Raw genomic sequence first — 25,017 nt, forward strand, 5'->3', positions numbered from 1 at the left:
GGATGATCTGTAGGCCTGATAAGCGCAGCGCCATCAGGCAGACATTGCCGGATGGCGGCGCGAGCACCTTATCCGGCCTACTTGAAGAGGTGTTCGGCGTGGAAGCGCAGGTGATCTTCAATAAACGAAGCAATAAAGTAATAGCTGTGGTCGTAACCCGGCTGAATGCGTAGGGTCAGCGGCCAGTCTTTCTGCCGCGCGGCTTCGGCAAAGACCGCAGGCTGCAGTTGATCGGCGAGGAATTGATCGTTATCGCCCTGATCAATCAACATCGGGATGGCATGTTCTGCCTGGCTTGCCAGCAGCAGCTCGGTGCTGTCCCATTCTTTCCAGCGAGTAACGTCATCCCCCAGATAGGCATTAAACGCTTTCTGCCCCCACGGTACCCGGCACGGGTTGACGATCGGCGCAAAGGCCGACGCGCTACAGTATTTACCTGGGTTCTTCAGCGCCAGCATGAGCGCACCGTGGCCGCCCATGGAATGGCCGCTGATGGCGCAGCGATCGCTGACGTTAAACTGCGCCTGAATCAGCGCCGGCAGCTCGTCGCGCAGGTAATCGTACATGCGGAAGTGGGCCGCCCAGGGGGCTTCGCTGGCGTTGAGATAAAAACCGGCGCCCTGGCCCAGATCGTAGCCCGGATCGTTGGCTACGCCTTCGCCGCGTGGGCTGGTATCCGGCATCACCAGAACAATACCCAGCTCGGCGGCGATGCGCTGCGCGCCCGCTTTGGTGGTGAAGTTCTCATCGTTGCAGGTCAGGCCGGACAGCCAGTACAGCACCGGCGGCGGCGTCTTTTTTCCTTCTGGCGGCAAAAACAGACTCAACGTCATCGGGCAGTTCAGCGTGGTGGAATGGTGCTGCCAGCGCTGCTGCCAGCCGCCATAACAGCGGTGCTCTTCAAGCATTTCCATGCGGGCTCCTCGCGGTTTTGGTCAGAATTAATAATGTCATCATACAGATAATTCATCGTCGGTGAGTAACTTTCACTTCCGCACATGCTTCACATGTTGCATCATAAAGGTAACTTTAATTTTACATTTGAGGCGTTCATGCCGGTACGAATTGCGCTCAGCGGCTTTCTGGTGCTGGTGACGACGGTGGGGATAGGGCGTTTTGCCTTTACGCCTCAGGTGCCGCTGATGATTGCCGAAGGCCAGCTGACGCTGACCAGCGCCGGGCTGGTGGCGGCGTTGAACTATCTGGGCTATCTGGTCGGGGCCTGGGATGCGATGCGCGCCGGTCGCGGCGTTGAAGCGCGGCTGTATCTGGGCATTATTGGCGCTGTTGCGCTAACCTTTTTCTCCGCGCTGGCGGATAACGCCTGGTTACACGGTGCGCTGCGCTTTGTCATCGGCTGCATGAGCGGCTGGGGGATGGTGCTAACGGCAGCGTGGGTCAATGAACGGCTGGCGCATTACGCCCGGCCGGGGCTCAGCGCGGCGGTGTTTGCCGGGCCGGGGGCCGGGATCGCCATCAGCGGGCTGCTCGGCGTCTTTATTCACGCCCAGTCGCTGAGCGCCGCTGCGGGCTGGCAGCTCTATGGCGTGCTGGCGCTGCTGCTGGTGGTCATGGTCGCGCGCTGGCTTCCGCGTCCCGGTGAGCTGCATCGCAGCGGCGAGCAGCCGCCACCCCTGACGCTCACGACGCCTTTACGGCGGCTGGTCTGGAGCTACAGCCTGGCCGGTTTCGGCTATATTTTACCTGCAACGTTCTTGTCACAACTGGCCAGCCAGCGTTTTCCAGACAGTCTGTTTGCCCAGTTTATCTGGCCGGTTTTTGGGCTGGCGGGGGCGACGGGAATTGCGCTGAGCATTGCGATGCGCCGCTTTGGCCACAGCCATCAGCGGTTGGCCATCGTCTTGTGGCTACAGGGGGCGGGTGTGCTCGCTGCCTGGCTGCTGCCGGGAATGAGCGGCCTGGTCGTCGGCGCGCTGCTGGTTGGCGGCGGCTTCCTGGCGGCGGTTCAGCTGTCGCTGCTGTTCGGGCGGGAGCTGGCTCCGCATCATACGCGTTATATGGCCGGGCTCTTAACCACCGGCTACGCCATTGGTCAACTGGTGGGGCCGATGACGTCGGCGCTCTCAACCTGGCTGACGCAGCGGCTGGAACCGGCGCTGGGCATCGCCGCCGTGGCCCTGCTGATTGGCGGGATGCTGGTCTGGCGTCCGCAGCCCGAAAGATAAGAACGATTGCAATAATTATCGCGCCGAAGACTGGATTCTGTGCGTCGCCTCACGCACAATGAGTGCAAACTTTGCACCAATAAAAGCAAAGCGCCACACCTGCAGGAGAAACACTATGTCATCACTAAGTAAAGAAGCGGTCCTGGTCCACGAAGCGCTGGTCGCCCGTGGTCTGGAAACCCCGCTGCGCCCACCGGTGCGCGAAATGGATAATGAAACCCGTAAGCGCCTGATTGCTGGACATATGACTGAGATCATGCAGCTGCTGAATCTCGATCTGAGTGATGACAGCCTGATGGAAACGCCGCATCGCATAGCAAAAATGTATGTAAACGAAATTTTCTCGGGCCTCGATTACGCGAATTTCCCGAAAATTACCGTCATTGAGAACAAAATGAAGGTCGATGAAATGGTGACGGTGCGCGATATCACCCTGACCAGTACCTGCGAACACCATTTTGTCACCATTGACGGTAAAGCGACCGTGGCCTATATCCCGAAAGATTCGGTGATCGGTTTGTCGAAAATCAACCGCATTGTGCAGTTCTTTGCCCAGCGCCCTCAGGTGCAGGAGCGTTTGACGCAGCAAATTCTGACCGCGCTGCAAACGCTGCTTGGCACCAACAACGTGGCGGTGTCCATCGATGCGGTGCACTACTGCGTGAAGGCGCGCGGTATTCGTGATGCGACCAGTGCCACCACCACGACATCACTCGGCGGCCTGTTCAAGTCCAGCCAGAATACCCGCCAGGAGTTCTTGCGCGCGGTGCGTCACCACAACTAATCGGTAAACGGAGTCGGTAGATGGAGCGTAACGTCACGCTGGATTTTATTCGTGGCGTTGCCATACTCGGAATTCTGCTGCTCAATATCAGCGCCTTCGGTTTACCGAAGGCGGCTTACCTTAACCCGGCCTGGTACGGTGAGGTCACCTCGCGCGATGCCTGGACGTGGGCTGTTCTTGACCTTTTCGCGCAGGTTAAATTCCTCACGCTGTTTGCGTTGCTATTTGGCGCAGGACTACAGCTTCTGCTGCCGCGCGGTTCGCGTTGGATCCAAAGTCGTTTAACGCTGCTGGCTCTACTTGGGTTTATACACGCGCTGCTATTCTGGGACGGCGACATTCTGCTGGCCTATGCGCTGGTGGGGCTGATTTGCTGGCGTCTGGTGCGCGATGCCGGTGAAGTGAAGGCGCTGTTTAATACCGGCGTGATGCTGTACGCCGTGGGCGTTGCGGTGCTTATCCTGCTGGGGCTGATTGCCGATAACGGGCAAAGCCGCTCGTGGCTGCCGGATGCGTCAAGCCTGCTTTACGAACACTACTGGAAGCTGAACGGCGGCGTTGAAGCCTTCCGAAACCGCGCCGATATGCTGTCGGCAAACCTGCTGGCGCTGGGTGCACAGTACGGTTGGCAGCTGGCGGGGATGATGCTGATGGGCGCCGCGCTGATGCGCTGCGGCTGGCTGAAAGGGCAGTTCAGCCCGCGCCACTATCGCCGCTGCGCGGCGGTGTGCATTACGCTCGGCGTGCTGATTAATCTGCCGTCCATTGCGTTACAGTGGCATCTTGGCTGGGACTACCGCTGGTGCGCTTTCCTGCTGCAGGCCCCGCGTGAAATCAGCGCGCCGCTTCAGACGCTCGGCTATGCGGCGTTGGCCTACGGTTATTGGCCACAAATCAGCCGATTTAAGCTGACTGCCGCAGTGACCTGCGTAGGGCGTATGGCGCTCACTAACTATCTGCTACAAACCCTTATCTGCACCACGTTGTTCTACCATTTCGGCCTGTTTATGGACTTTGACCGCCTGACGCTGCTGGCGTTTGTGGTTCCGGTCTGGCTGGTCAACCTTGCCTTTTCGCTGCTGTGGCTGCGCCGTTTCCGTCAGGGACCGGTGGAGTGGCTGTGGCGACAGCTGACGGCAAAAGCCGCAGGCGTTTCCTTCCGCAACACATTTAGATAACGATCAAGATCACAACCATTAACAAAATGGATGTAACCGTTTCCAGACGTGTGAACTCCCTCACGTAGTTGCCGCAAACTCGCTGCCAGAATAGCGCTTCTTGATGGACCCAGGAGGTGTCACGTGTACAGCAGCAAGAGTCTACCGGGCGGTGAGTATGGTCACCATTCGTGATGTCGCCCGCCAGGCGGGGGTATCCGTCGCCACCGTTTCGCGGGTGCTGAACAATAGCGCGCTGGTGAGTCAGGACACCCGGGATACGGTGATGAAAGCGGTTGCCGCGCTGGGCTATCGGCCTAATGCCAACGCCCAGGCGCTGGCGACCCAGGTGAGCGACACCATCGGTGTGGTGGTTATGGATGTCTCCGACGCCTTCTTCGGTGCGCTGGTCAAAGCCGTTGATACGGTGGCCCAGCAGCATCACAAAAATGTGCTGATTGGTAACAGCTACCATGAGGCAGATAAAGAGCGTAATGCCATTGAGGTGCTCATCCGCCAGCGCTGTAGCGCGCTGATCGTGCATTCGAAAGCGCTGAGCGACCGTGAAATCAGTGAATTCATGGCGCAGATGCCCGGCATGGTGCTTATCAACCGTCTTGTTCCCGGCTACGCGCATCGCTGCGTGTGCCTGGATAACGTGAGTGGCGCGCTGATGGGCACGCGGATGTTGCTCAATCATGGCCATCAACGTATCGGGTACCTGGCGTCCAGCCACCATATCGAAGATGACGACCTGCGGCGGGAAGGCTGGTCGCGGGCGCTGCTGGAGCAGGGCATTGTTGGGCCCGAGAGCTGGGTGGGTACCGGCACGCCGGATATGCAGGGCGGTGAAGCGGCAATGGTTGAACTGCTGGGACGCAACGCCGGGTTAACGGCGGTGTTTGCTTACAACGATAGCATGGCTGCCGGTGCGCTAAGCGCGCTTAAAGACAACGGCATTGCGGTGCCGCAGCAGGTTTCAGTGATTGGTTTTGACGACATTCCCATCGCGCGTTACACCGATCCACAGTTAACTACCGTGCGCTATCCCATTGTTTCAATGGCGAAACAGGCCACAGAACTGGCATTGCTGGGGGCGGCGGGCAAGCTCGATGCCGATGCGACGCACTGCTTTATGCCGACCCTGGTACGCCGTCATTCGGTCGCTCAGCGGCAATTTGTGCATCCCATCACGAACTAAAGTGTTAAACCGATGTAACCGTTTTCAATCTGTGAGTAAATTCACAGATTGTTAACATCGCCGTGGCTATAGTGGCAGCGTTTACCAGACTGAAACATGATGTAACGGTGATTAATCACTTTTAATCGCGTTGAACGGCTGCAAAAACAGTTTTAATCGTAACCTGGATTGTTACTCAACACGGAAGAACAAATTTTTATCAGTGAATTTCGTCGGGTGGTAACATTCCATTAACCATGCCCGCCGACTATTTTCACCCGTACTACCCTGCATAATAAAACCGGAGATACCATGAATAAGAAGGTGTTAACCCTGTCTGCTCTGATGGCCAGCATGTTTTTCGGTGCCGCAGCGCACGCTGCCGATACGCGTATCGGTGTGACGATTTATAAATACGACGACAACTTCATGTCCGTTGTGCGCAAGGCGATTGAGAAAGACGGCAAGTCCGCCCCGGACGTTCAGCTGCTGATGAACGACTCCCAGAACGACCAGTCCAAACAGAACGATCAGATTGACGTTCTGCTGGCAAAAGGCGTGAAAGCGCTGGCGATTAACCTGGTTGACCCGGCGGCTGCGGGTACGGTCATTGAAAAAGCGCGCGGCCAGAACGTGCCGATCGTTTTCTTCAACAAAGAACCTTCTCGTAAAGCGCTGGATAGCTATGACAAAGCGTTTTATGTGGGCACCGACTCCAAAGAATCCGGCATTATCCAGGGCGACCTGATTGCTAAACACTGGGCGGCAAACCCGAACTGGGACCTGAACAAAGACGGTCAGATTCAGTTCGTGCTGCTGAAAGGCGAACCGGGCCATCCGGATGCTGAAGCGCGTACCACCTATGTTATCAAAGAGCTGAATGACAAAGGTCTGAAAACCCAACAGCTGCAGCTGGATACCGCCATGTGGGATACCGCTCAGGCTAAAGACAAAATGGACGCCTGGCTGTCCGGCCCGAACGCCAACAAAATTGAAGTGGTTATCGCCAACAACGATGCGATGGCAATGGGTGCAGTAGAAGCGCTGAAGGCGCACAACAAATCTTCCATCCCGGTATTCGGCGTGGATGCCCTGCCAGAAGCGCTGGCGCTGGTGAAATCCGGTGCGATGGCCGGTACCGTGCTGAACGATGCTAACAACCAGGCGAAAGCCACCTTCGATCTGGCGAAAAACCTGGCTGAAGGCAAAGGTGCCGCTGACGGTACTAACTGGAAAATCGAAAACAAAATCGTCCGCGTACCTTACGTTGGCGTAGATAAAGACAACCTTAGCCAATTCACCGGTAAGTAATCTTTAAATATATGGGGCGTACGTCCGTGCGCCCCAAAAATACTGACGCAGAATTATCGCAGCCAGGTATATATATGGACAACAATAATAGAGAGCCGTCTGGCGAATTCTTGTTGGAAATGAGCCAGATCAACAAGTCATTTCCGGGCGTAAAAGCACTCGATAATGTTAACCTGAAAGTTCGCCCGCACTCTATCCATGCATTAATGGGTGAGAACGGTGCGGGCAAATCAACGTTATTAAAATGCCTATTTGGGATCTACCAAAAAGATTCCGGCAGTATTCTCTTCCAGGGTAAAGAAATTGATTTCCATTCTGCCAAAGAGGCGCTGGAAAACGGCATTTCGATGGTGCACCAGGAGCTTAACCTGGTATTACAGCGTTCCGTGATGGATAACATGTGGCTGGGGCGTTACCCCACCAAAGGCGTGTTTGTCGATCAGGACAAAATGTACCGTGATACCAAAGCCATCTTTGATGAGCTGGATATTGATATTGACCCGCGCGCCCGCGTGGGCACGTTATCCGTCTCACAGATGCAGATGATTGAAATCGCCAAGGCCTTCTCCTATAACGCGAAAATCGTGATTATGGATGAGCCAACCTCGTCGCTGACGGAGAAAGAGGTGAACCATCTGTTCACCATTATCCGTAAGCTGAAAGATCGTGGTTGTGGCATTGTCTATATCTCCCACAAGATGGAAGAAATCTTCCAGCTGTGTGATGAAATTACCGTTCTGCGCGACGGGCAGTGGATCGCCACCCAGCCGCTGGAAGGGCTGGATATGGACAAGATTATCGCCATGATGGTGGGCCGTTCGCTGAACCAGCGCTTCCCCGATCGCCAGAATAAGCCGGGTGAGGTGATTCTCGATGTTCAGCACCTGACCTCGCTGCGTCAGCCGTCGATTCGCGACGTCTCGTTCCAGCTGCGCAAAGGCGAGATTCTCGGGATTGCCGGGCTGGTGGGCGCCAAGCGTACCGATATCGTGGAAACGCTGTTTGGCGTCCGTGAGAAATCTTCCGGCACCATTACGCTGCACGGGAAGAAAATCAACAACCATAACGCCAATGAAGCCATTAATAACGGTTTCGCCCTGGTGACCGAAGAACGTCGTTCAACCGGGATTTACGCTTATCTTGATATCGGTTTTAACTCATTAATTTCAAATATTAAGAGCTATAAAAACAAAATTGGCCTGCTGGATAATTCGCGCATGAAGAGCGACACCCAGTGGGTTATTGACTCTATGCGCGTGAAAACGCCGGGGCACCATACTCAGATTGGTTCACTATCGGGCGGTAACCAGCAGAAGGTTATTATTGGCCGCTGGTTATTGACTCAACCTGAAATTCTGATGCTCGATGAACCCACCCGCGGTATTGACGTTGGCGCGAAATTTGAAATTTATCAACTGATCGCTGAGCTGGCGAAGAAAGATAAAGGGATCATTATTATTTCTTCAGAAATGCCTGAGCTACTGGGTATTACTGACCGCATCCTTGTCATGAGTAATGGCCTGGTTGCCGGTATTGTAGAAACAAAAACAACAACGCAAAACGAAATTCTCCGTCTTGCGTCATTGCACCTTTAATCGCAGGGGCTCGACATGAGTGCGTTAAATAAAAAAAGCTTTCTGACCTATCTCAAAGATGGCGGTATTTACGTCGTTCTTTTGGTTCTGTTGGCCATTATTATTATCCAGGACCCAACGTTCCTGAGTTTGCTGAACCTCAGTAACATTCTGACCCAGTCTTCGGTACGTATTATCATTGCGCTGGGCGTGGCGGGGCTGATTGTGACCCAGGGTACCGACCTGTCGGCGGGTCGCCAGGTGGGTCTGGCGGCGGTTATTGCGGCGACGCTGTTACAGTCGATGGAGAATGCCAATAAGGTATTCCCGGAGATGGCGACCATGCCTATCTTCGTGGTTATCCTGATCGTTTGCGCCATTGGCGCGGTGATTGGTCTGATTAACGGTATTATCATTGCTTATCTGAACGTGACGCCGTTTATCACCACGTTGGGTACCATGATCATCGTGTACGGTATTAACTCCCTGTACTATGACTTCGTGGGCGCATCGCCAATTTCCGGCTTTGACAGCGGCTTCTCCACCTTCACGCAGGGCTTTATTGCGTTGGGGAGCTTCCGCTTATCCTACATCACCTTCTACGCGCTGATCGCCGTTGGCTTTGTGTGGATCCTGTGGAACAAAACCCGCTTTGGTAAAAATATTTTCGCCATCGGCGGCAACCCGGAAGCAGCGAAAGTTTCCGGCGTTAACGTGGCGCTGAACCTGCTGGTGATTTATGCGCTGTCCGGCGTGTTCTATGCCTTCGGCGGGATGCTGGAAGCGGGCCGTATCGGCTCGGCGACCAACAACCTTGGCTTTATGTATGAACTGGATGCGATTGCGGCCTGCGTGGTCGGCGGGGTATCGTTCAGCGGCGGCGTAGGTACCGTGCTGGGCGTAGTGACCGGTGTCATTATCTTCACCGTTATCAACTACGGCCTCACCTATATTGGCGTGAACCCTTACTGGCAGTACATCATCAAGGGCGGGATCATTATCTTCGCCGTGGCGCTGGACTCCCTGAAATACGCACGTAAGAAATAAGCGTAGCAAGAGAAACATAAGAAAAGCCCGGTGAAAAAAGCCGGGCTTTTGATTTTGCAGACCAGGTCGAAGGGATTAAAGCGCGACGGCGTGCGCTTTTTCACCCGGTTTAAAGGCTATCTCCCCAAGGCTAATGCAGGCCACCGGGCAGACGTGTCCACAGAGCAGGCAGCCGACGCATTTTTCGGTATTGCAATGTGGTGTGCGGGTCTCCTCATTCCACTCCATCGCCTGATGCCCGCCGTCGTAGCAGGAGATATAGCAGCGGCCGCAGCCGACGCATTTTTCCTGATGAATATGCGGGTAGACGATATAGCTGCGGTCAAGGTCTTCGGCCGGTACGATGTTGTGGTTGGCAAGGCCAATCATCTCATCAAGCGAATGGAAGCCCTGATCGTGAAGGTAGTGGGAGAGGCCGCTTATCATATCTTCGACGATACGATAGCCGTACTGCATGATGCCGGTCGTGACCTGCAGCGTCGCTGCGCCCAGCAGTAAAAACTCGGCGGCGTCTTCCCAGGTTTCAATCCCGCCGATCCCGCTGATAGGGAAGTCCTTCAGTTCGGGGTGAGTGCGTAGCTGCTGAATGAAGCGCAGCGCAATCGGCTTCACGGCCTTGCCGGAATACCCGGAGACGCTGGATTTGCCGTTGACCACCGGCATACCGATTTTTCGATTGAGGTCGATATTGGTAATCGATTTAACGGTGTTGATGGTCGCAATACCGTCGGCACCGCCGCGTTTGGCCGCCAGCGCCACTTCGCACATATCGCCGATGTTTGGCGTCATTTTGGCCAGCATGGGCAGAGAAGAGCCGCGCTTCACCGCCCGGCAGTATTTCTCTACCAGCTCCGGGCTTTGCCCGACGTCGCTGCCCATCGCGTGGGAGGTCATCTGCGGGCATGAGAAGTTACATTCGATCATGTCGGCACCGGCTTCTTCGACGAGTTTCGCCAGATCCTGCCACTGCTGTTCATTTTCGCCCATGATCGAGGCGATCAGCACTTTATCGGGATAGTCCTGCTTGAGCTGGCGGATCGCCGCCAGGTTTTCCGCCAGCGGGTGTTCGGCAATCTGCTCCATGTTTTTAAAGCCGATAAACCCGGTGTCTTCTTTGGTTAAATGATCGAAGCGTGGGGAGACTTCATTGGCAATAAAGAAGCCGATAGTTTTAAACACGATACCGCCCCAGCCGCTGTCATAGGCCTTGGCGCACATGTCGTAGCAGTTGCCTACCGGTGAAGACGAGAGACAGAACGGGTTCGGGAATTTGACGCCACAGAAGGTGACCGACAGATCTTTAGTTAACATGTTCATGCCTCCTCTAAATAGTGATGAATGGCCTGAGCGGCTTCTTTCCCGGTCTTCACGGCGTAGACGACGGTTTTATCTCCCTTGACGATATCGCCCGCGGCGAACAGCTGAGGATCGCTGGTCTGGTAGTCGTGCGTTTCCACGATATTGCGCTGCGCCTGAATCCCCGCAAAGGCCTCTAATTCGGCGTGTTGACCCACGGCGAGATAAATACGTTCTGCCGTCAGCGTCAGCTCGCCGGGCAGGCGAACGTGCTGGAACGTGACGTTGTTGCCCGTCACGGCGACAGGCGTAAAGCCATCAATAATTGACACGCCTAGTGCCTGGGTGGTAGTGAACTCTTTATCGCTTGCCGGGAATTCGGCCATCTCTTCGCGCGCTACGCAGGTGACGGACGGGCAGCCGAGTATTTTCAACGTGCTGGCCACGTCCATCGCCACGTCGCCGCCGCCGACAATCAGCGCGCTTTGCGGTACGCTGATGTTGCCGCCAGAGGTACGAGCATGCTGGAGAAAGTCGACGGCAATTTCGACCTGGCTGGCGTCGTTAAACAGCGGCAGCGTCGAGCCTTTGGACATCCCAACGGTCAGCAGTACGGCGCGGTAGTCGGTTTTTAGCTCGGCGAGCGTCAGGTTTTTGCCAACCTCGCAGCCACAGCGAATCGTCACGCCCATTTCGCTGATGCGCGCAATTTCAGTATCCAGGACCTTTTGTGGCAGGCGAAATTCCGGAATGCCGTGCCGTAGCCAGCCGCCGGGCTGGGCCTCTTTTTCGAACAGGGTAACGTCATAACCCAGATTGGTGAGCGTGACGCTGGCCTGTAATCCGGCAGGGCCCGCGCCAATAATGGCGACTTTGCCTTTATCCTTACGGCCCGGCTGGTAAATCTGCATTGCCGTTTGCTGCTCAAAATCGGTGACAAAACGCTGCAGGCGGCCGATATCAATCGGTGTATCGATTCCCGAGCGCGAGCAGCCCTGCTGGCACAGCTTTTCCGTTGGGCAGACTCGTGCACACACGGCCCCTAACGCATTATTTTCCCGAATGGTTTCGGCTGCGCCCTTAATGTTGCGGAAATAGACTGAACGAATGAACTTGCCCGGGTCAGTTTCCGCCGGACAAGACTGACTGCACGGCGCGTCGTGGCACAGCAGGCAGCGGGAAGCTTCTTTGATCGCCAATAGCGGCGTAAAGGCGGGAATCAGCTCAGCCTGATATTCGTGTTGTGACATGATGGCTCCCTTAATGATTAGTTTAATTAAGGCAAATAAAGTGAAACAACTACTGGCAGGCTAAGCGGATGAAGGGGAGGGGTCTGTGAAAGCATTCACAAATAGCCCTATTTATACTGTGTTTTTTCGGAGATAGCAGGAATACATAAGATGCAAATAGGAACTGTTTGCGCAATGAGAATCCATTAGAGCAATTTATCTGAAGCGGAGGTTTACTCTGTTTTATTTTGCGCATTCATCGCTGTCCCACCGTGCCAGTTTGTCTGTCATCAATTTAAAGCCAATCGACGGCATCATCAGAATGGCCTCCGGCAGCAAACACGATAAAGACAAGCTACGTACCTGAGATCGCGCGTTATTCGCATTTTACGTGATGTGTGACAGCGATATCACTCTTCAACCTTAGCGGCGGATTTCTTCTTCTGTAGCTCCAGCATTTGATCCGGCGTCACCGCCGGGTAGCCCTGCGCATCTTCGGGGACTTCCTGCTGGGCCGGAATGGGAATCAGCGGGCCTAAGAAGCGCGGTTCGCGTTTGAAAAGATACAGATCGGCCAGCGCGCCGAAGCGGGCGCCAAATTCGCGCAGACGTACGCTCCACATATCCTTCGGCGACGGCACGGCGTAGCACTGCGCCTGAATCCCCATATGCAGTGCAATAAACAGCGCGCGCTCGCAGTGGAAACGTTGGGTGATGATAATGAAATCGTTGGTATCGAACACCTTACGCGTGCGCACAATGGAATCGAGCGTGCGGAAACCGGCGTAATCCAGCACGATATCTTCCGGCGCAACGCCGGCTTTAATCAGGTCGCGGCGCATGGTCATCGGCTCGTTGTAGCTTTGCAGCGCGTTGTCACCGCTCAGCAGCAGATAGTTAACCTTGCCGCTGTTATAGGCGTTGAGCGCGCCCTGAATGCGGTAGCGGTAGTACTGATTGATAACGCCGGTGCGATAATACTTCGCGGTGCCGAGCACCACGCCCACCTGGCGGTAGGGAAGATCCTGAAGCTCGTCGTAAATATAGGGTGCGGTTTTCCAGCTCATCCAACGGTCAAGACCCAGCACGGTCAACAGCAGCAGGCCGCACAGGACTAACAGGCTGTATAACACACGCTTTAACATTCACTTGGCTCAATAGTCGACGAGGGAGACATCAGGCTACTGTACCCGTCGGGCAAGAGCAAGAAACCATCGTTTAATTGCGGGGAAATTAGACAACGGAGACGGATTGCCGTTTGTAGGCCGGATAAGGCAAAGCCGCCATCCGGCAATCTGCTCCAGTTCGCCTGATAGCGCTACGCTTATCAGGCCTACATCGTTAACCTAACAGCACGCGATCGATATTGTGGCAGCCCAGCGCTTTCAGCGTCGCGGCGGTGGCATCCCACTGAATCAGCGGCGCATCGGCGCGTTCGGCCAGAACGGCACGCTGGATATCCGGGTAGTCGTAGCCGTTCAGGCTCAGCAGGTTTAGTGCGCCCTGCAGCGGCGGCAGCGTTGGGTTAAACGCCGCGTTTTCTGCATAGCTGCCGCTGAAAATCGTACCATCACGCAGCGCCAGCGCTACGCCGGAAGGCGCTTGACTGTACGGGGTGTGGCTGTGGTTAGCGGCCTGAATAGCAGCCTGTGCCAGCGCATCGCCTTCAAGCGGATAGCCGTGATCCTGCTCATCCATCAGCAGCGTTTTGATATCGAGATCTTTTGGCCCGAACGCATCCGGCAGGTAGTCTTTCAGCGTATGCGGCTGACGGCCTGGCAGGTTAATACGCAACGACAGCCCGCTGTTCAGCTCGTTCATAAACTGACGGCAGTGGCCGCACGGCGTGTAGTTAACGGTAATGGCCTGCAGAGCTTTTTCGCCGCGCAGCCAGGCGTGGCTGATGGCGCTTTGTTCAGCGTGAACCGTTTGTTGCATGGTGGCACCGAGAAACTCCATGTTGCCGCCGAAGTACCAGGTGCCGCTGACGCCGCGAGCAATCGCGCCGACGTTAAAATGGGAGAGGTCCGCGCGGGCGCAGGCTGCAGACAGCGGCAGGAGCGCGAAAGCGAGCGCGTCTTCGTCCAGCCCCGTCGCCTTTTGCAGCGAAGAGACCTGCTCGGCGGTCAGCAGAGCAGGAAAGTGCGGATCGGCTAACAGCGGGGCGATAGCGGTCTGCAGATCTGCCGCCAGTTGCGTAAAAGCAGATTGAAAACGTGGGTGCATGGCGTTGTGCCTCGTAACGTTGTAATGGAATGGTAGTGTACGGGGCACGAACGCTTCAATTAGTGATCAATATCTCATTGTTAATGCAACGTATGTAATTGCATTTGAAAATGTGTGATTTGTCTCGTTTTATCCCACCACCGACAGAATGATCGGGAACAGGAACGGGGCAATCAGCGAGGTGATAATCCCGCAGATAACCAGTGCCAGCGAACTGAATGCGCCTTCCTGATAGTCCATCTCTGCACAGCGTGCGGTCCCCAGCGCGTGCGATGCGGTACCCATTGACAGTCCGCGCGAGGCTTTCGTGGTGATACGCATCAGGTTGAGCAGGGTATGGCCAAATACTGCGCCGAGGATCCCGACGTAAATCACGCACACGGCGCTGATGGCGGGAATCCCGCCGATGCTGCCGCTGACCGCCATTGCAATCGGCGTGGTGACGGATTTTGGCAGAATAGACGCCGCGATTTGCGGTGATGCGCCCATCATCAGCGCGACCGAAGTCCCGGTAATCATGGCCACCGCGCTACCGATAAAGCAGATGGTGATGATAGATTTCCAGCGGGCGCGAATCTGGTGCAGCTGTTCATAGAGCGGATAGGCGAGGGCCACCACCGCCGGTTGCAGCAGGTCGTTCAGCACTTCGCTGCCTTTAAAGTAGCGATCGTACGGAATGCCGGTCAGCATCAGGAACGGAATGATCACCACCATCGACACCAGCAGCGGGTTGAGCAGCGGCATTTTAAAGCGTGCGCCCAGCCGGCGAGCGGCAAAGAACACGACCAGGGTTAGCGGCAGGGACCACCAGATATAATGCAACATTATTTATCCGCCTCTTCTTGCCCAACGACTTTACGTTCACCGTGCACCAGATGTGAGCTCCAGCTCACCACCACCAGCACCACCAGCGTACTGATGGTGCAGGAGATTACGACCGGGCCAAACTGAGCTTTTAGCAGGGTAAAGTACTGCATGACGCCTACGCCAATCGGGACAAACAGCAGCGCCATGTAGCGAATTAACACATAGCAGCCGGGGTTAACCCATTTGGCGGGCAGAACCTGGAGCGCCAGCAGGACGAAAAGAATAAGCATGCCGATTATGCTGCCGGGAATGGTAATCGGCAGCAACGATGAAACGAAAATTCCGGCATAAAGACAGGCGTAAATCAGCACGAATGCACGCAGGTATTGCCAGATAAGATTCAGTGATTTGAGCATGGGATTCACCTTTGGTGGAATGCATTCATCATACAATTAAACCCTAAAATGTGCTACCGATCACATCATGAAATCTGAGCATACCTGATATAGACACGCGGAACATCAGGCCCAGTGCAAGGGGCTAGCTCTCGCTTTGTACCGGGTGCGATAAATAGTGGAGAAAACGGCTCAGCGCCAGCGACGGTAGATCCTTCTTACGCCAGAATACGCCAACGCTGCCTTTCTGCTCAATGCGCGGCAGCGCCAGAATCGACAGCTGCCCCTGACTTTGGTAGCGCTCGGCGAGACGCAAAGACAGAATAGAGATCATATCGCTGCTTTGCAGCAGGTTGACGCTCACGTTCATCGATGCCGATTCAATCGTATTTTCCGGCAGCATGACGCCGTTTTCTACCAGCGCGTTGTCAATACTTTGGCGGATAGGCGTTCCGTTCGGCCAGACAATCCAGCGCCACGGCGCCAGGTCGTTCCAACCCAGACGAGGAAGGCGCGCCAGCGGATGGTCGGGACGTGAGACAAAACATACCGGCTCGGTGTACAGCACTTCGTAGTTTAACGGCAGCTCCAGCGCCCGGCCGCCGATGCGCCCGACCACCACGTCCACCACGCCCGACTGCAAATCGTGCAGCAGCGGGGTCATGACTTTCTCTTCGATATTGAGATGCAGCGTCGGCATTTCGGCCAGCAGCGGGAAAATGGCGTGGGAGACGCAGTCGGTTGCCACCGGCGAGCAGCCAATTTTCAGGCTGCCGACCAGCCCTCCTTGCTTAAATCGCTCCATCTCAAACTGTGAACGCTCGATATCGTTGATCAACCGCTGGGCGTGCTGAAGCAGCAGTTTACCGCCTTCCGATGGACGCAGCCCTTTGCTGTGCCGTTCGAACAGCGTCAGACCCAGCTCCTCTTCAAATTGGGTGAGCCATTTCGACAGCGCAGGCTGGGTGATGTGCATCATCTTCGCCACCTGGGTCAGATTTCCCTGCTCGCCGAGCGCCACCAGAATATGCAAATGATGTAGCTTCAGTTTCTGCGTCCAGTCTGCCATCAGATATAACCTCCAGGTTATGGTTAGGCATGAAATGCCATTGTACAACTCATTTCTCTTATCACAAAATAGCAACATAAAAGCAAAAAAAGAAACATCTTACCCTGTGCCGTTCGGGCCAGACGCGCGAACGGCGAATAAATGGATAACCTGCATTTTCGAGGCCTTCCCTATGACGCAACGACGTGAACTTCAGGCGCTAATCGACGCCGCCCCTATCGGCGCGATGCAGTGGCGCGTCATCATTTGCTGTTTTCTGGTGGTGATGATGGACGGTTTTGACACCGCCGCCATCGGCTTTATCGCTCCAGCAATACGCGACCACTGGCAGTTGACTGCCGCCGATCTGGCACCGCTCTTTGGCGCAGGCCTGCTGGGCTTAACCGCTGGCGCGCTGCTGTGCGGGCCGATGTCCGACCGCTTCGGGCGCAAACGCGTTATCGAATGCTGCGTGGCGCTGTTTGGCCTCTTTAGCCTGCTGTCAGCCTTCTCGCCGAATCTGGAAGCGTTGATTGTCCTGCGCTTCTTAACCGGTCTCGGCCTTGGCGGTGCGATGCCGAATACCATCACCATGACCTCTGAATACCTGCCTACACGCCGTCGCGGCGCGTTGGTTACCCTGATGTTCTGCGGTTTTACTCTCGGCTCGGCGTTGGGCGGTATCGTCAGCGCGCAGCTGGTGGCGGTGATTGGCTGGCACGGCATTCTGGTGCTGGGCGGCGTGCTGCCGCTGGTCTTGTTCTTCGGGCTGTTGGCCGCATTGCCGGAATCGCCGCGCTGGCTGGTTCGCCGCCAGCGTCCACAGGCGCAGATTACCCGCACCGTGAGCGCAATGACCGGCGAGCGTTATGAAGAGACTGAATTCTGGCTCGACGAACCGGCAGCTACCCAGAAAGGCAGCATCAGCCAGCTGTTTGCCGGGCGTCAGCTCACCATCACGCTGATGCTGTGGGTGGTGTTCTTTATGAGTCTGCTGATCATCTATCTGCTTTCCAGCTGGATGCCGACGCTGCTGAACCATCGCGGCATCGATTTGCAGCATGCCTCCTGGGTTACCGCAGCCTTCCAGGTTGGCGGTACGCTAGGGGCGCTGATGCTGGGCGTGCTGATGGATAAATTCAATCCCTTCTGGGTGCTGGCCGTCAGCTATGCGCTGGGCGCGGTGTGTATCGTCATGATTGGCCTGAGTGAAAACGGCCTGTGGATGATGGCGCTGGCGATATTTGGCACCGGTATCGGTATCAGCGGATCGCAGGTCGGGCTTAATGCGCTGACCGCCACGCTGTACCCCACACAAAGTCGCGCCACCGGCGTGAGCTGGTCTAACGCCGTCGGCCGCTGCGGCGCCATCGTCGGCTCCGTCTCCGGCGGCATGATGATGGCGATGAACTTCTCATTCGACACCCTGTTTTTTGTTATCGCCGTACCGGCCGCCGTTAGCGCCGTCATGCTTACGCTGCTGACGCTGGTCGTACGCCGACCTTCCCGAGTACCCGAATCGCAGCCTGTGATGGGCGCGGTGAAAAGTTAAGGAGAATAATAATGACCTCGGACGTAAAACACGATCGCCAGCAGTTCTATCAGCACATTTCAGGGCAAAACCTGACGCCGCTGTGGGAGTCGCTGCATCACCTGGTGCCTAAAACGCCAAATGCCAACTGCGCGCCGGCCTACTGGAACTATCAGGAAATTCGCCCGCTGCTGCTGGAAAGCGGCAACCTGATTGGCGCAAAAGAGGCGGTGCGCCGCGTGCTGGTGCTGGAAAACCCCGGCCTGCGCGGCCAGTCATCCATTACCTCGTCGCTGTACGCGGGTTTACAGCTGATCATGCCGGGTGAAGTCGCCCCGAGTCACCGCCATAACCAGTCGGCGCTGCGCTTTGTGGTTGAAGGCCACGGCGCGTTTACCGCCGTCGACGGCGAACGCACTCAGATGAGCCCGGGCGACTTTATCCTGACCCCGCAGTGGCGCTGGCACGATCACGGCAACCCGGGTTCAGAACCGGTTATCTGGCTGGATGGCCTGGATCTGCCGCTGGTGAACTACCTTGGCTGCGGCTTCGCCGAAGACTACCCGGAGGATCAGCAGCCGGTCACGCGTAAAGAAGGCGACTATCTGCCGCGCTACGCGGCCAACATGCTGCCGCTGCGCCACCAGGTTGGCAACTCATCGCCTATTTTCAACTATCGCTATGACCGCAGCCGCGATGCCCTGCATGACCTGACCCGTATGGGCGAGGCCGATGAATGGGACGGTTATAAGATGCGCTACGTCAACCCGGTTACCGGCGGCTATCCGATGCCGTCGATGGGGGCCTTCCTGCAGCTGCTGCCGAAAGGCTTCCAGTCGCGTCAGGCGCGCACCACCGACAGCACCATTTATCACGTGGTGGAGGGCAGCGGTGAGGTGACCATTGGCGAGCAGACCTTCAGCTTTAAAGCGAAAGATATTTTTGTCGTGCCGACCTGGCACAGCGTGTCGTTCAACACGCCAGAAGAGACCGTGTTATTCAGTTTCTCGGATAGACCTGTCCAGGAAGCCCTGGGACTGTTCCGCGAAGCGCGTTATTAATTCAGGAGAAGAAAGATGAGCAAATACGTATTTGAACCTCAGGCGCCGGTGGCGATTCCGGTTGTGGGCAGCGATGAGCAGTTCCCGGTACGCCGCGTTTACTGCGTGGGCCGTAACTATGCTGCGCACGCTCGTGAAATGGGCTTTGATCCGGATCGCGAGCCGCCGTTCTTCTTCTGTAAACCGGCAGATGCCGTGGTGCCGGTTGCGGCGGGTGAAACGCTGAACCTGGCCTACCCGGCGCAGACCGACAACTATCACTATGAAATTGAACTGGTCGTCGCGATTGGTAAAAAAGGCAGCGATATCCCGCTGGAGAAAGCGGAAGAGTACATCTGGGGCTACGCCACCGGTCTGGATATGACCCGCCGCGATCGCCAGATGGAAATGCGCCAGATGGGCCGCCCGTGGGAAATCGGCAAAGCCTTTGACCTCTCTGCCCCGATTGCACCGCTGCACAAAGTAGCCGATGCGCCGTCTCTGGAAAAAGCGCCAATCTGGCTGCAGGTTGATGGCGAAGACCGTCAGCGCAGCGATATTGAGCATCTGATCTGGGACGTCAAAGAAACCATCAGCTACCTGTCTGGCTTCTTCGAACTGCAGCCGGGCGATCTGATCTTCACCGGTACGCCGGAAGGCGTTGGCGCCGTGGTGAAGGGCGAAACCATCACCGGTAACGTGGAAGGTTTAACGCCAATCACGGTGAAAATTGTTTGAGGTGAGCGATGAAGCTGTACAGTTTTTTTAATAGTTCGGCCTCTTACCGCGTGCGCATTGTGCTGGCGCTGAAGGGCATTGACCATCAGACGGTGGGCGTCAACATTCGTATTGGCCAGCAGAACGCGCTGGAGTACCGACGCCTCAACCCGGTGGGGCTGGTACCGGCGCTTGTCACCGACGACGGTGAATCGCTGGGGCAATCGCTGGCGATTATTGACTGGCTGGACAGACATTTCCCGCAGACGCCGCTGCTACCGGCGAACGATCCACAGCGCATGCGCGTGTTGGAAGTGGTGTACGCCATTTGCTGCGACATCCACCCCATCAACAACATGCGCGTATTGCGCTACCTCAGCGATGAGCTGAAGGTCAGTGAAGAAGAGAAAAAACGCTGGTATGCACACTGGATCCAGCAGGGGCTAAGCGCAGTGGAACAGCTGCTGCGCCGTAGCCATTCAGGGGCGTTTTGCGTGGGCGATTCGCCGACGCTAGCCGACTGCTGCCTGGTGCCGCAGTGGGCTAACGCTGAGCGTATGGGCTGCGATCTGAGCGGGTTCCCGCGCTGTAAAGCGGTCTATGATGCCTGTACCGCGCTGCCGGCGTTTATCGCCGCGGCCCCTGAAAACCAGCAGGACAAAATCCCGGCGTAGTCTGAGAAGGAGAATTATGATGGCTAAAGTAACGCGTGCAATTATTGTCGGCGGCGGTATCGGCGGTGCGGCTACCGCGCTGTCGCTGGCGCGCCAGGGCATTCAGGTGATGCTGCTGGAGCAGGCGCATGAAATCGGCGAAATCGGTGCCGGGATCCAGTTAGGGCCAAATGCGTTTTCGGCGCTCGACAGCCTGGGAGTCGGTGAGGTCGCCCGTCAACGTGCGGTCTTTACCGATCACATCACCATGATGGATGCGGTCAACGGTGAAGAAGTGATTAGTATCGAAACGGGTCAGGCATTCCGTGACCATTTCGGCGGCCCGTATGCGGTTATTCACCGCGTGGATATTCATGCCACCGTTTGGGAAGCGGCGCTACAGCACCCTGGCGTGAAATATCGCACCTCGACCCATGTGACGGATATCCGCCAGACGGCGGACGATGTCACCGTGTTTGATGATAAAGGCAACAGCTGGACGGCTGATATTCTGATCGGCTGCGACGGCGTGAAGTCGGTGGTGCGTCAGAGTCTGCTCAGCGACACGCCGCGCGTGACCGGGCACGTGGTCTATCGCGCGGTGGTTGAGCGTGAGGATATGCCGGAAGATCTGCGCATCAACGCACCGGTGCTGTGGGCTGGCCCGCACTGCCATCTGGTTCATTACCCGCTGCGCGGTGGTAAGCAGTACAACCTCGTCGTGACCTTCCACAGCCGTGAAACGGAAGAGTGGGGCGTACGCGACGGAAGCAAAGAAGAGGTGTTGTCGTACTTTAAAGGCATTCACCCGCGTCCTCGTCAGATGCTGGATAAACCGACCACCTAGCGCCGTTGGTCTACCGCCGATCGTGAGCCGGTAGAGAAATGGGGCAACGATCGCATCACGCTGGTGGGCGACTCCGCGCATCCGGTAGCGCAGTATATGGCGCAGGGTGCCTGTATGGCGCTGGAAGATGCGGTGACCTTAGGCAAAGCGCTGACCGAATGCGACGGCGATGCCGCCCGCGCGTTTGCGCTGTATGAGTCGGTACGTATTCCGCGTACGGCGCGCATCGTGTGGTCTACGCGTGAAATGGGGCGTCTGTACCACGCGGCAGGGGTTGAACGCCAGGTGCGTAACCTGCTGTGGAAAGGTAAAACCCAGGACGAGTTCTATCGCGGCATCGAGTGGCTGTACGGCTGGAAAGAGGATAACTGCCTGCAACCGCGTTAATTTAGCGTAGTGAAGACAGATCCTGTTGGCCTGATAAGCTGCGCACATTGCCGGATGACGGCGTTGCCTTATCCGGCCTGCATGGCCCCGTGCGGCCGGATATCCCGTAGGCCTGATAAGCGCAGCGCCATCAGGCTCCACTAGCGCAGATTGCCGGATGACGGCATTGCCTTATCCGGCCTGCATCACCAGCGCTTTATCTTTGGCCAGCATAAAGGGTCGTAAATATCCCACCGCATTCGACAACGGCAGGACGTCATCGCTTAATGCAATATTCAGCGTCTCGCGAATATAGCCCCGCCGCGCCTCGATGCGTGCCCACAGTGCTGGATGCTCCTGTGCTATCTGCTGGCGTAGCGTTGCGTCGGCCAGCGCCACGCTCTCTTCCGCGCTGGTTCCGGTGTACCCCGGCACCGAGGGAATAATATCAATCTGCATCACCATGCCGCTTTTCAGCGTCTCGCTCGAGCCAGGGTAGATTGGCGATGACATCCACTCCTCATCCGCGCTCAGGTGCCCCGGATTCAGGTGCCAGCCGTATTGAGCTTTTGGCAGCGCGCGCTCGACTAAATCGTACAGCTCGCCGCCCGGCATCCCAACGCTGATATTTTCGAGCCACGTCGCCACGGCGCCAAAATAGGGCTTCACCACGCGCGCCAGATAATCACGCTGGTTTTCCGGCAGTTCGTTCTCATCGGCAATCACGAACCCGGTACGGCTGGAGAGCCCGCCCTTAAACCCGGTAGTCATCGACAACGGCTGTCCTCGTTCGACCTTTTTCCACGAAGGATAAAGGTTGGCTTTCTCGAAACGCTGCCCGGCTGCGGCGATGGTGACCACCGATGGCGCTTGCCCTTCGGCGGCGAGCAGGGCGCCCAGTTCGACCTCACGCACGCCCGGTTCAACGGCATCCAGCGCCGCCAGCATGCAGCGGGAGGCGAGGTTAGCGCCGTACTCATAATGGGCGATTTCGTTGGCGTTATTGACCGTTCTCGCCCCTTTATCACCGCGAATAAACAGATGCGCGGCGTTGACCAGATCCGCGTGCGTGCTTTGTTTTATCGCCTCGACGATAAACCACGGCAGATCGAAGAGCTTAGCGTTATCGCTGCCGGTGGCGGTAAACATCTTCCAGCCCGCCAGCCCCACTTTTGACATCGCGCTCAGCCCCGTTTCGCTGAACAGCTGCGCCAGCGGTTTTTCGTTGTCCATTGGTTGATTGGGCAGCGAGAACAGCGGGCAGTGCTTCAACGTGACCGGAATGCGCGAATGGGCGGCCATCTTCAGGTTTTCATTGCCGAGGATGGCGGTGGCGTGCCCGGACTTATGCAGCACCAGCAGCCCTTCCTCAAAGCGCGGAATAAACCCGGTCAGGTACTCAAAGTTACCGCCGTGTTCTTTATCAGCGTAAATCACCAGCGCATCGAAGCGTTCTTCCTGCATCCGTTCGAGCAGCTTATTTTTGCGCTCAAGCAGGGTGGCATCGGTCAGCATAACCGGCGGTACATCGCTGAATCCTCGCGGCGGCTGGATGGTCTTTAGCTGGATATCCCTGGACTTCATGATTCACCTCCTGATGTGTCAATAATTGGCGCATTCCTGGCAGTGGAAAGCTGGATGCAGAGACGTTACCATAGCGCCTCTTTTTTTTCCGGATAACAATATGCGTGTTTTACTGGCGCCGATGGAAGGCGTGCTCGACTCATTAGTGCGCGAGCTGCTGACTGAAGTGAATGATTACGATCTGTGCATCACCGAATTCCTGCGCGTGGTGGATCAGCTATTGCCGGTAAAATCGTTTTATAAGCTGTGCCCCGAGCTGCATAACGCCAGCCGTACTCCTTCCGGCACCCGCGTACGCATTCAGCTTTTAGGGCAATACCCTGAGTGGCTGGCGGAGAACGCCGCGCGCGCCGTGGAGCTGGGATCGTGGGGCGTGGATCTCAACTGTGGCTGCCCGTCGAAAACGGTTAACGGCAGCGGCGGCGGGGCGACGTTGCTCAAAGACCCGGAGCTTATCTACCAGGGGGCGAAGGCGATGCGCGCGGCGGTGCCTGCGCACCTGCCGGTGACGGTGAAAGTGCGCCTCGGCTGGGACAGCGGCGCCCGGCAGTTTGAAATTGCCGATGCGGTACAGCAGGCGGGGGCCACTGAACTGGCGGTGCACGGGCGCACCAAAGAAGACGGCTATAAGGCCGAGCGCATTAACTGGCAGGCGATCGCAGACATCCGTCAGCGTCTGTCGATTCCGGTGATTGCTAACGGCGAAATCTGGGATTATGACAGCGCGCAGGCGTGCATGGCCGTGACCGGCTGCGACGCGGTGATGATTGGCCGCGGTGCGCTAAACGTGCCGAATTTAAGCCGGGTCATCAAATATAACGCGCCGCGTCTACCGTGGCCGCAGGTGGTAGAACTGCTGCAAAAGTACACTCGCCTGGAAAAACAGGGCGACACCGGGCTGTATCACGTGGCGCGCATCAAACAGTGGTTGGGCTACCTGCGCAAAGAGTACGACGAGGCCTCCGAGCTGTTTACCGCCGTGCGCGCGCTGCAGGAATCGCGGCTGATTGCTCGGGTTATCAACGATTGGCGCGGATAAACTATCCGATCGGCATCACAATTTTCTCTCTGCGCTATTGAGTCAATCCACTTTTAAATGAAATACTCGTAGCCGATTGTTACTGCTACGGCAGGCAAAACCTGATTATCTGACCTTTGTCAGAAGTCAGGTTTTTTTGTTTCTGGGGTTCGTAAATGCAGATCGCCAAAGTACTTAATAATAATGTGGTGGTGGTTCTGGATGAACACCGGCGTGAGCAGGTGGTGATGGGGCGAGGGCTGGCCTTTCAGAAACGCGTCGGCGATTCACTGGATGAGTCGAAAATCGAGAAAATTTTTGCCCTGCAGAGCGATGAGCTGGTGGGGCGTTTAAGTGAACTACTCAGTCAGATACCGCTTGAGGTGATGACCACCTGCGACCGGATTATCGAACGGGCGCGCGAACGGCTCGGCAAGCTGCAGGAAAGCGTGTATATCACGCTGACCGACCATTGCCACTTCGCCATTGAGCGGCAGAAAAAGGGCGTAGCCTTGCGTAACGTGCTGCTGTGGGAGATCCGACGGCTATACCCGAAAGAGTTTGCGCTCGGCCAGGAAGCGCGTGCGCTGATTGCGCAGCGCCTGGGCGTGTCGCTGGCGGAGGATGAAGCCGGTTTTATTGCCCTGCATCTGGTGACCGCGCAGCTTAATAGCGAAATGCCTGAGGTGATGCACGTCACCCGAGTGATGCAGGAGATTCTCCAACTGGTGAAGTATCAGCTGCATCTTGAGTACAACGAAGAGTCATTAAGCTACCAGCGCTTTGTGACTCATCTTAAGTTTTTCGCCCAGCGAATGCTGACGCGCACGGTAGTAGAGGATGACGACGCGGAGCTGCATAGCGCGGTGAAAGACAATTATCCCAAGGCGTGGAAGTGCGCGGAAACGGTGGCGCTGCATTTGCAAAACGGCTATCAGCGTGCGCTGACGACGGAAGAGATTATGTTTCTCGCCATTCATATTGAACGGGTGAGAAAAGAGGGGCGTTAACCCCTTTAAAA

General features: G+C 56.4%; 22 protein-coding genes and 1 pseudogene. 14 read left to right on the forward strand and 9 right to left on the reverse strand.

The features are described from left to right. Positions 1 to 77: 77 nt before the first annotated feature. On the reverse strand, positions 78 to 914 hold the full coding sequence (gene fghA / locus H7R76_RS08220; protein ID WP_182967478.1) for an S-formylglutathione hydrolase: 837 nt from the start codon (positions 912 to 914) through the stop codon (positions 78 to 80). Between the two features lie 138 nt (positions 915 to 1,052). On the opposite strand from fghA, the gene H7R76_RS08225 reads away from it, so the two are divergent. The 7 genes from H7R76_RS08225 to mglC all read left to right on the forward strand — a co-directional run bounded on the left by H7R76_RS08225 (position 1,053) and on the right by mglC (position 9,239). Next, positions 1,053 to 2,186, forward strand: coding sequence for a YbfB/YjiJ family MFS transporter (locus H7R76_RS08225; RefSeq protein WP_182930301.1), 1,134 nt, complete (start codon positions 1,053 to 1,055; stop codon positions 2,184 to 2,186). Between the two features lie 115 nt (positions 2,187 to 2,301). Next, the gene (gene folE, locus H7R76_RS08230) at positions 2,302 to 2,970 is read left to right on the forward strand and encodes a GTP cyclohydrolase I FolE (protein ID WP_106924401.1); all 669 of its coding nucleotides are present in this window, start codon (positions 2,302 to 2,304) and stop codon (positions 2,968 to 2,970) included. Between the two features lie 20 nt (positions 2,971 to 2,990). Continuing rightward, the gene (yeiB, locus tag H7R76_RS08235; RefSeq protein ID WP_182967480.1) at positions 2,991 to 4,148 is read left to right on the forward strand and encodes a DUF418 domain-containing protein YeiB; all 1,158 of its coding nucleotides are present in this window, start codon (positions 2,991 to 2,993) and stop codon (positions 4,146 to 4,148) included. A gap of 157 nt (positions 4,149 to 4,305) precedes the next feature. Next, complete coding sequence (gene galS / locus H7R76_RS08240; RefSeq protein WP_106924403.1) at positions 4,306 to 5,328, forward strand: HTH-type transcriptional regulator GalS; 1,023 nt, start codon at positions 4,306 to 4,308, stop codon at positions 5,326 to 5,328. A gap of 291 nt (positions 5,329 to 5,619) precedes the next feature. Next, entirely contained in the window at positions 5,620 to 6,618 is a 999-nt protein-coding gene (gene mglB, locus H7R76_RS08245) for a galactose/glucose ABC transporter substrate-binding protein MglB (protein ID WP_106924404.1), read from the forward strand. Between the two features lie 74 nt (positions 6,619 to 6,692). Further along, positions 6,693 to 8,213, forward strand: coding sequence for a galactose/methyl galactoside ABC transporter ATP-binding protein MglA (gene mglA, locus H7R76_RS08250; protein ID WP_106924405.1), 1,521 nt, complete (start codon positions 6,693 to 6,695; stop codon positions 8,211 to 8,213). Positions 8,214 to 8,228: 15 nt separating this feature from the next. Beyond that, the gene (gene mglC / locus H7R76_RS08255; protein WP_106924406.1) at positions 8,229 to 9,239 is read left to right on the forward strand and encodes a galactose/methyl galactoside ABC transporter permease MglC; all 1,011 of its coding nucleotides are present in this window, start codon (positions 8,229 to 8,231) and stop codon (positions 9,237 to 9,239) included. 75 nt (positions 9,240 to 9,314) lie between these two features. On the opposite strand, the gene preA is transcribed toward mglC, so the two are convergent. The 7 genes from preA to H7R76_RS08290 form a co-directional block, all read right to left on the reverse strand. Then, on the reverse strand, positions 9,315 to 10,550 hold the full coding sequence (gene preA, locus H7R76_RS08260; protein ID WP_106924407.1) for an NAD-dependent dihydropyrimidine dehydrogenase subunit PreA: 1,236 nt from the start codon (positions 10,548 to 10,550) through the stop codon (positions 9,315 to 9,317). A 2-nt stretch (positions 10,551 to 10,552) separates the two neighbouring features. Next, a complete protein-coding gene (locus tag H7R76_RS08265; protein ID WP_182967481.1) occupies positions 10,553 to 11,785 on the reverse strand; it encodes an NAD(P)-dependent oxidoreductase in 1,233 nt (410 codons plus the stop codon). 389 nt (positions 11,786 to 12,174) lie between these two features. Then, complete coding sequence (gene sanA / locus H7R76_RS08270) at positions 12,175 to 12,909, reverse strand: outer membrane permeability protein SanA (protein ID WP_182967483.1); 735 nt, start codon at positions 12,907 to 12,909, stop codon at positions 12,175 to 12,177. A 196-nt stretch (positions 12,910 to 13,105) separates the two neighbouring features. Continuing rightward, positions 13,106 to 13,990, reverse strand: a complete 885-nt coding sequence (gene cdd / locus H7R76_RS08275; RefSeq protein ID WP_106924410.1) for a cytidine deaminase — start codon at positions 13,988 to 13,990, stop codon at positions 13,106 to 13,108. A gap of 129 nt (positions 13,991 to 14,119) precedes the next feature. Next, on the reverse strand, positions 14,120 to 14,815 hold the full coding sequence (locus H7R76_RS08280) for a CidB/LrgB family autolysis modulator (protein WP_106924411.1): 696 nt from the start codon (positions 14,813 to 14,815) through the stop codon (positions 14,120 to 14,122). After that, the gene (locus H7R76_RS08285; protein ID WP_106924412.1) at positions 14,815 to 15,213 is read right to left on the reverse strand and encodes a CidA/LrgA family protein; all 399 of its coding nucleotides are present in this window, start codon (positions 15,211 to 15,213) and stop codon (positions 14,815 to 14,817) included. The genes H7R76_RS08280 and H7R76_RS08285 overlap by 1 nt, the downstream gene beginning before the upstream one ends. 124 nt (positions 15,214 to 15,337) lie before the next feature. After that, positions 15,338 to 16,261 carry a LysR substrate-binding domain-containing protein gene (locus tag H7R76_RS08290; RefSeq protein ID WP_106924413.1) on the reverse strand — a complete coding sequence of 308 codons (924 nt, stop codon included), beginning with the start codon at positions 16,259 to 16,261 and terminating at the stop codon, positions 15,338 to 15,340. Between the two features lie 172 nt (positions 16,262 to 16,433). Here H7R76_RS08290 and mhbT point away from each other — a divergent pair, with 172 nt between their 5' ends. The 5 genes and pseudogenes from mhbT (at position 16,434) to H7R76_RS08315 (ending at position 21,415) form a co-directional block, all read left to right on the forward strand. Beyond that, complete coding sequence (gene mhbT / locus H7R76_RS08295) at positions 16,434 to 17,792, forward strand: 3-hydroxybenzoate transporter MhbT (RefSeq protein ID WP_106924414.1); 1,359 nt, start codon at positions 16,434 to 16,436, stop codon at positions 17,790 to 17,792. Positions 17,793 to 17,803: 11 nt separating this feature from the next. After that, the gene (gene gtdA / locus H7R76_RS08300) at positions 17,804 to 18,832 is read left to right on the forward strand and encodes a gentisate 1,2-dioxygenase (protein WP_106924415.1); all 1,029 of its coding nucleotides are present in this window, start codon (positions 17,804 to 17,806) and stop codon (positions 18,830 to 18,832) included. Between the two features lie 15 nt (positions 18,833 to 18,847). Continuing rightward, positions 18,848 to 19,549, forward strand: coding sequence for a fumarylacetoacetate hydrolase family protein (locus H7R76_RS08305; protein WP_106924416.1), 702 nt, complete (start codon positions 18,848 to 18,850; stop codon positions 19,547 to 19,549). 8 nt (positions 19,550 to 19,557) lie between these two features. Continuing rightward, positions 19,558 to 20,202: a maleylacetoacetate isomerase gene (gene maiA / locus H7R76_RS08310; RefSeq protein WP_182967485.1), complete on the forward strand. Its 645-nt coding sequence runs from the start codon at positions 19,558 to 19,560 to the stop codon at positions 20,200 to 20,202. A gap of 19 nt (positions 20,203 to 20,221) precedes the next feature. After that, positions 20,222 to 21,415: pseudogene (locus H7R76_RS08315) on the forward strand (3-hydroxybenzoate 6-monooxygenase). A gap of 171 nt (positions 21,416 to 21,586) precedes the next feature. Here the strand turns inward: H7R76_RS08315 and H7R76_RS08320 are convergent. Then, complete coding sequence (locus H7R76_RS08320) at positions 21,587 to 22,978, reverse strand: M24 family metallopeptidase (RefSeq protein ID WP_182967487.1); 1,392 nt, start codon at positions 22,976 to 22,978, stop codon at positions 21,587 to 21,589. Positions 22,979 to 23,078: 100 nt separating this feature from the next. Between H7R76_RS08320 and dusC the strand changes: the two genes are divergently transcribed. Beyond that, positions 23,079 to 24,017, forward strand: a complete 939-nt coding sequence (gene dusC / locus H7R76_RS08325; protein ID WP_182967489.1) for a tRNA dihydrouridine(16) synthase DusC — start codon at positions 23,079 to 23,081, stop codon at positions 24,015 to 24,017. A 155-nt stretch (positions 24,018 to 24,172) separates the two neighbouring features. Next, complete coding sequence (gene bglG / locus H7R76_RS08330; RefSeq protein WP_106924421.1) at positions 24,173 to 25,006, forward strand: transcriptional antiterminator BglG; 834 nt, start codon at positions 24,173 to 24,175, stop codon at positions 25,004 to 25,006. Positions 25,007 to 25,017 lie beyond the last annotated feature (11 nt).

Source organism: Klebsiella sp. WP8-S18-ESBL-06 (assembly GCF_014169755.1).
Lineage (GTDB): Bacteria > Pseudomonadota > Gammaproteobacteria > Enterobacterales > Enterobacteriaceae > Kluyvera > Kluyvera ascorbata_B.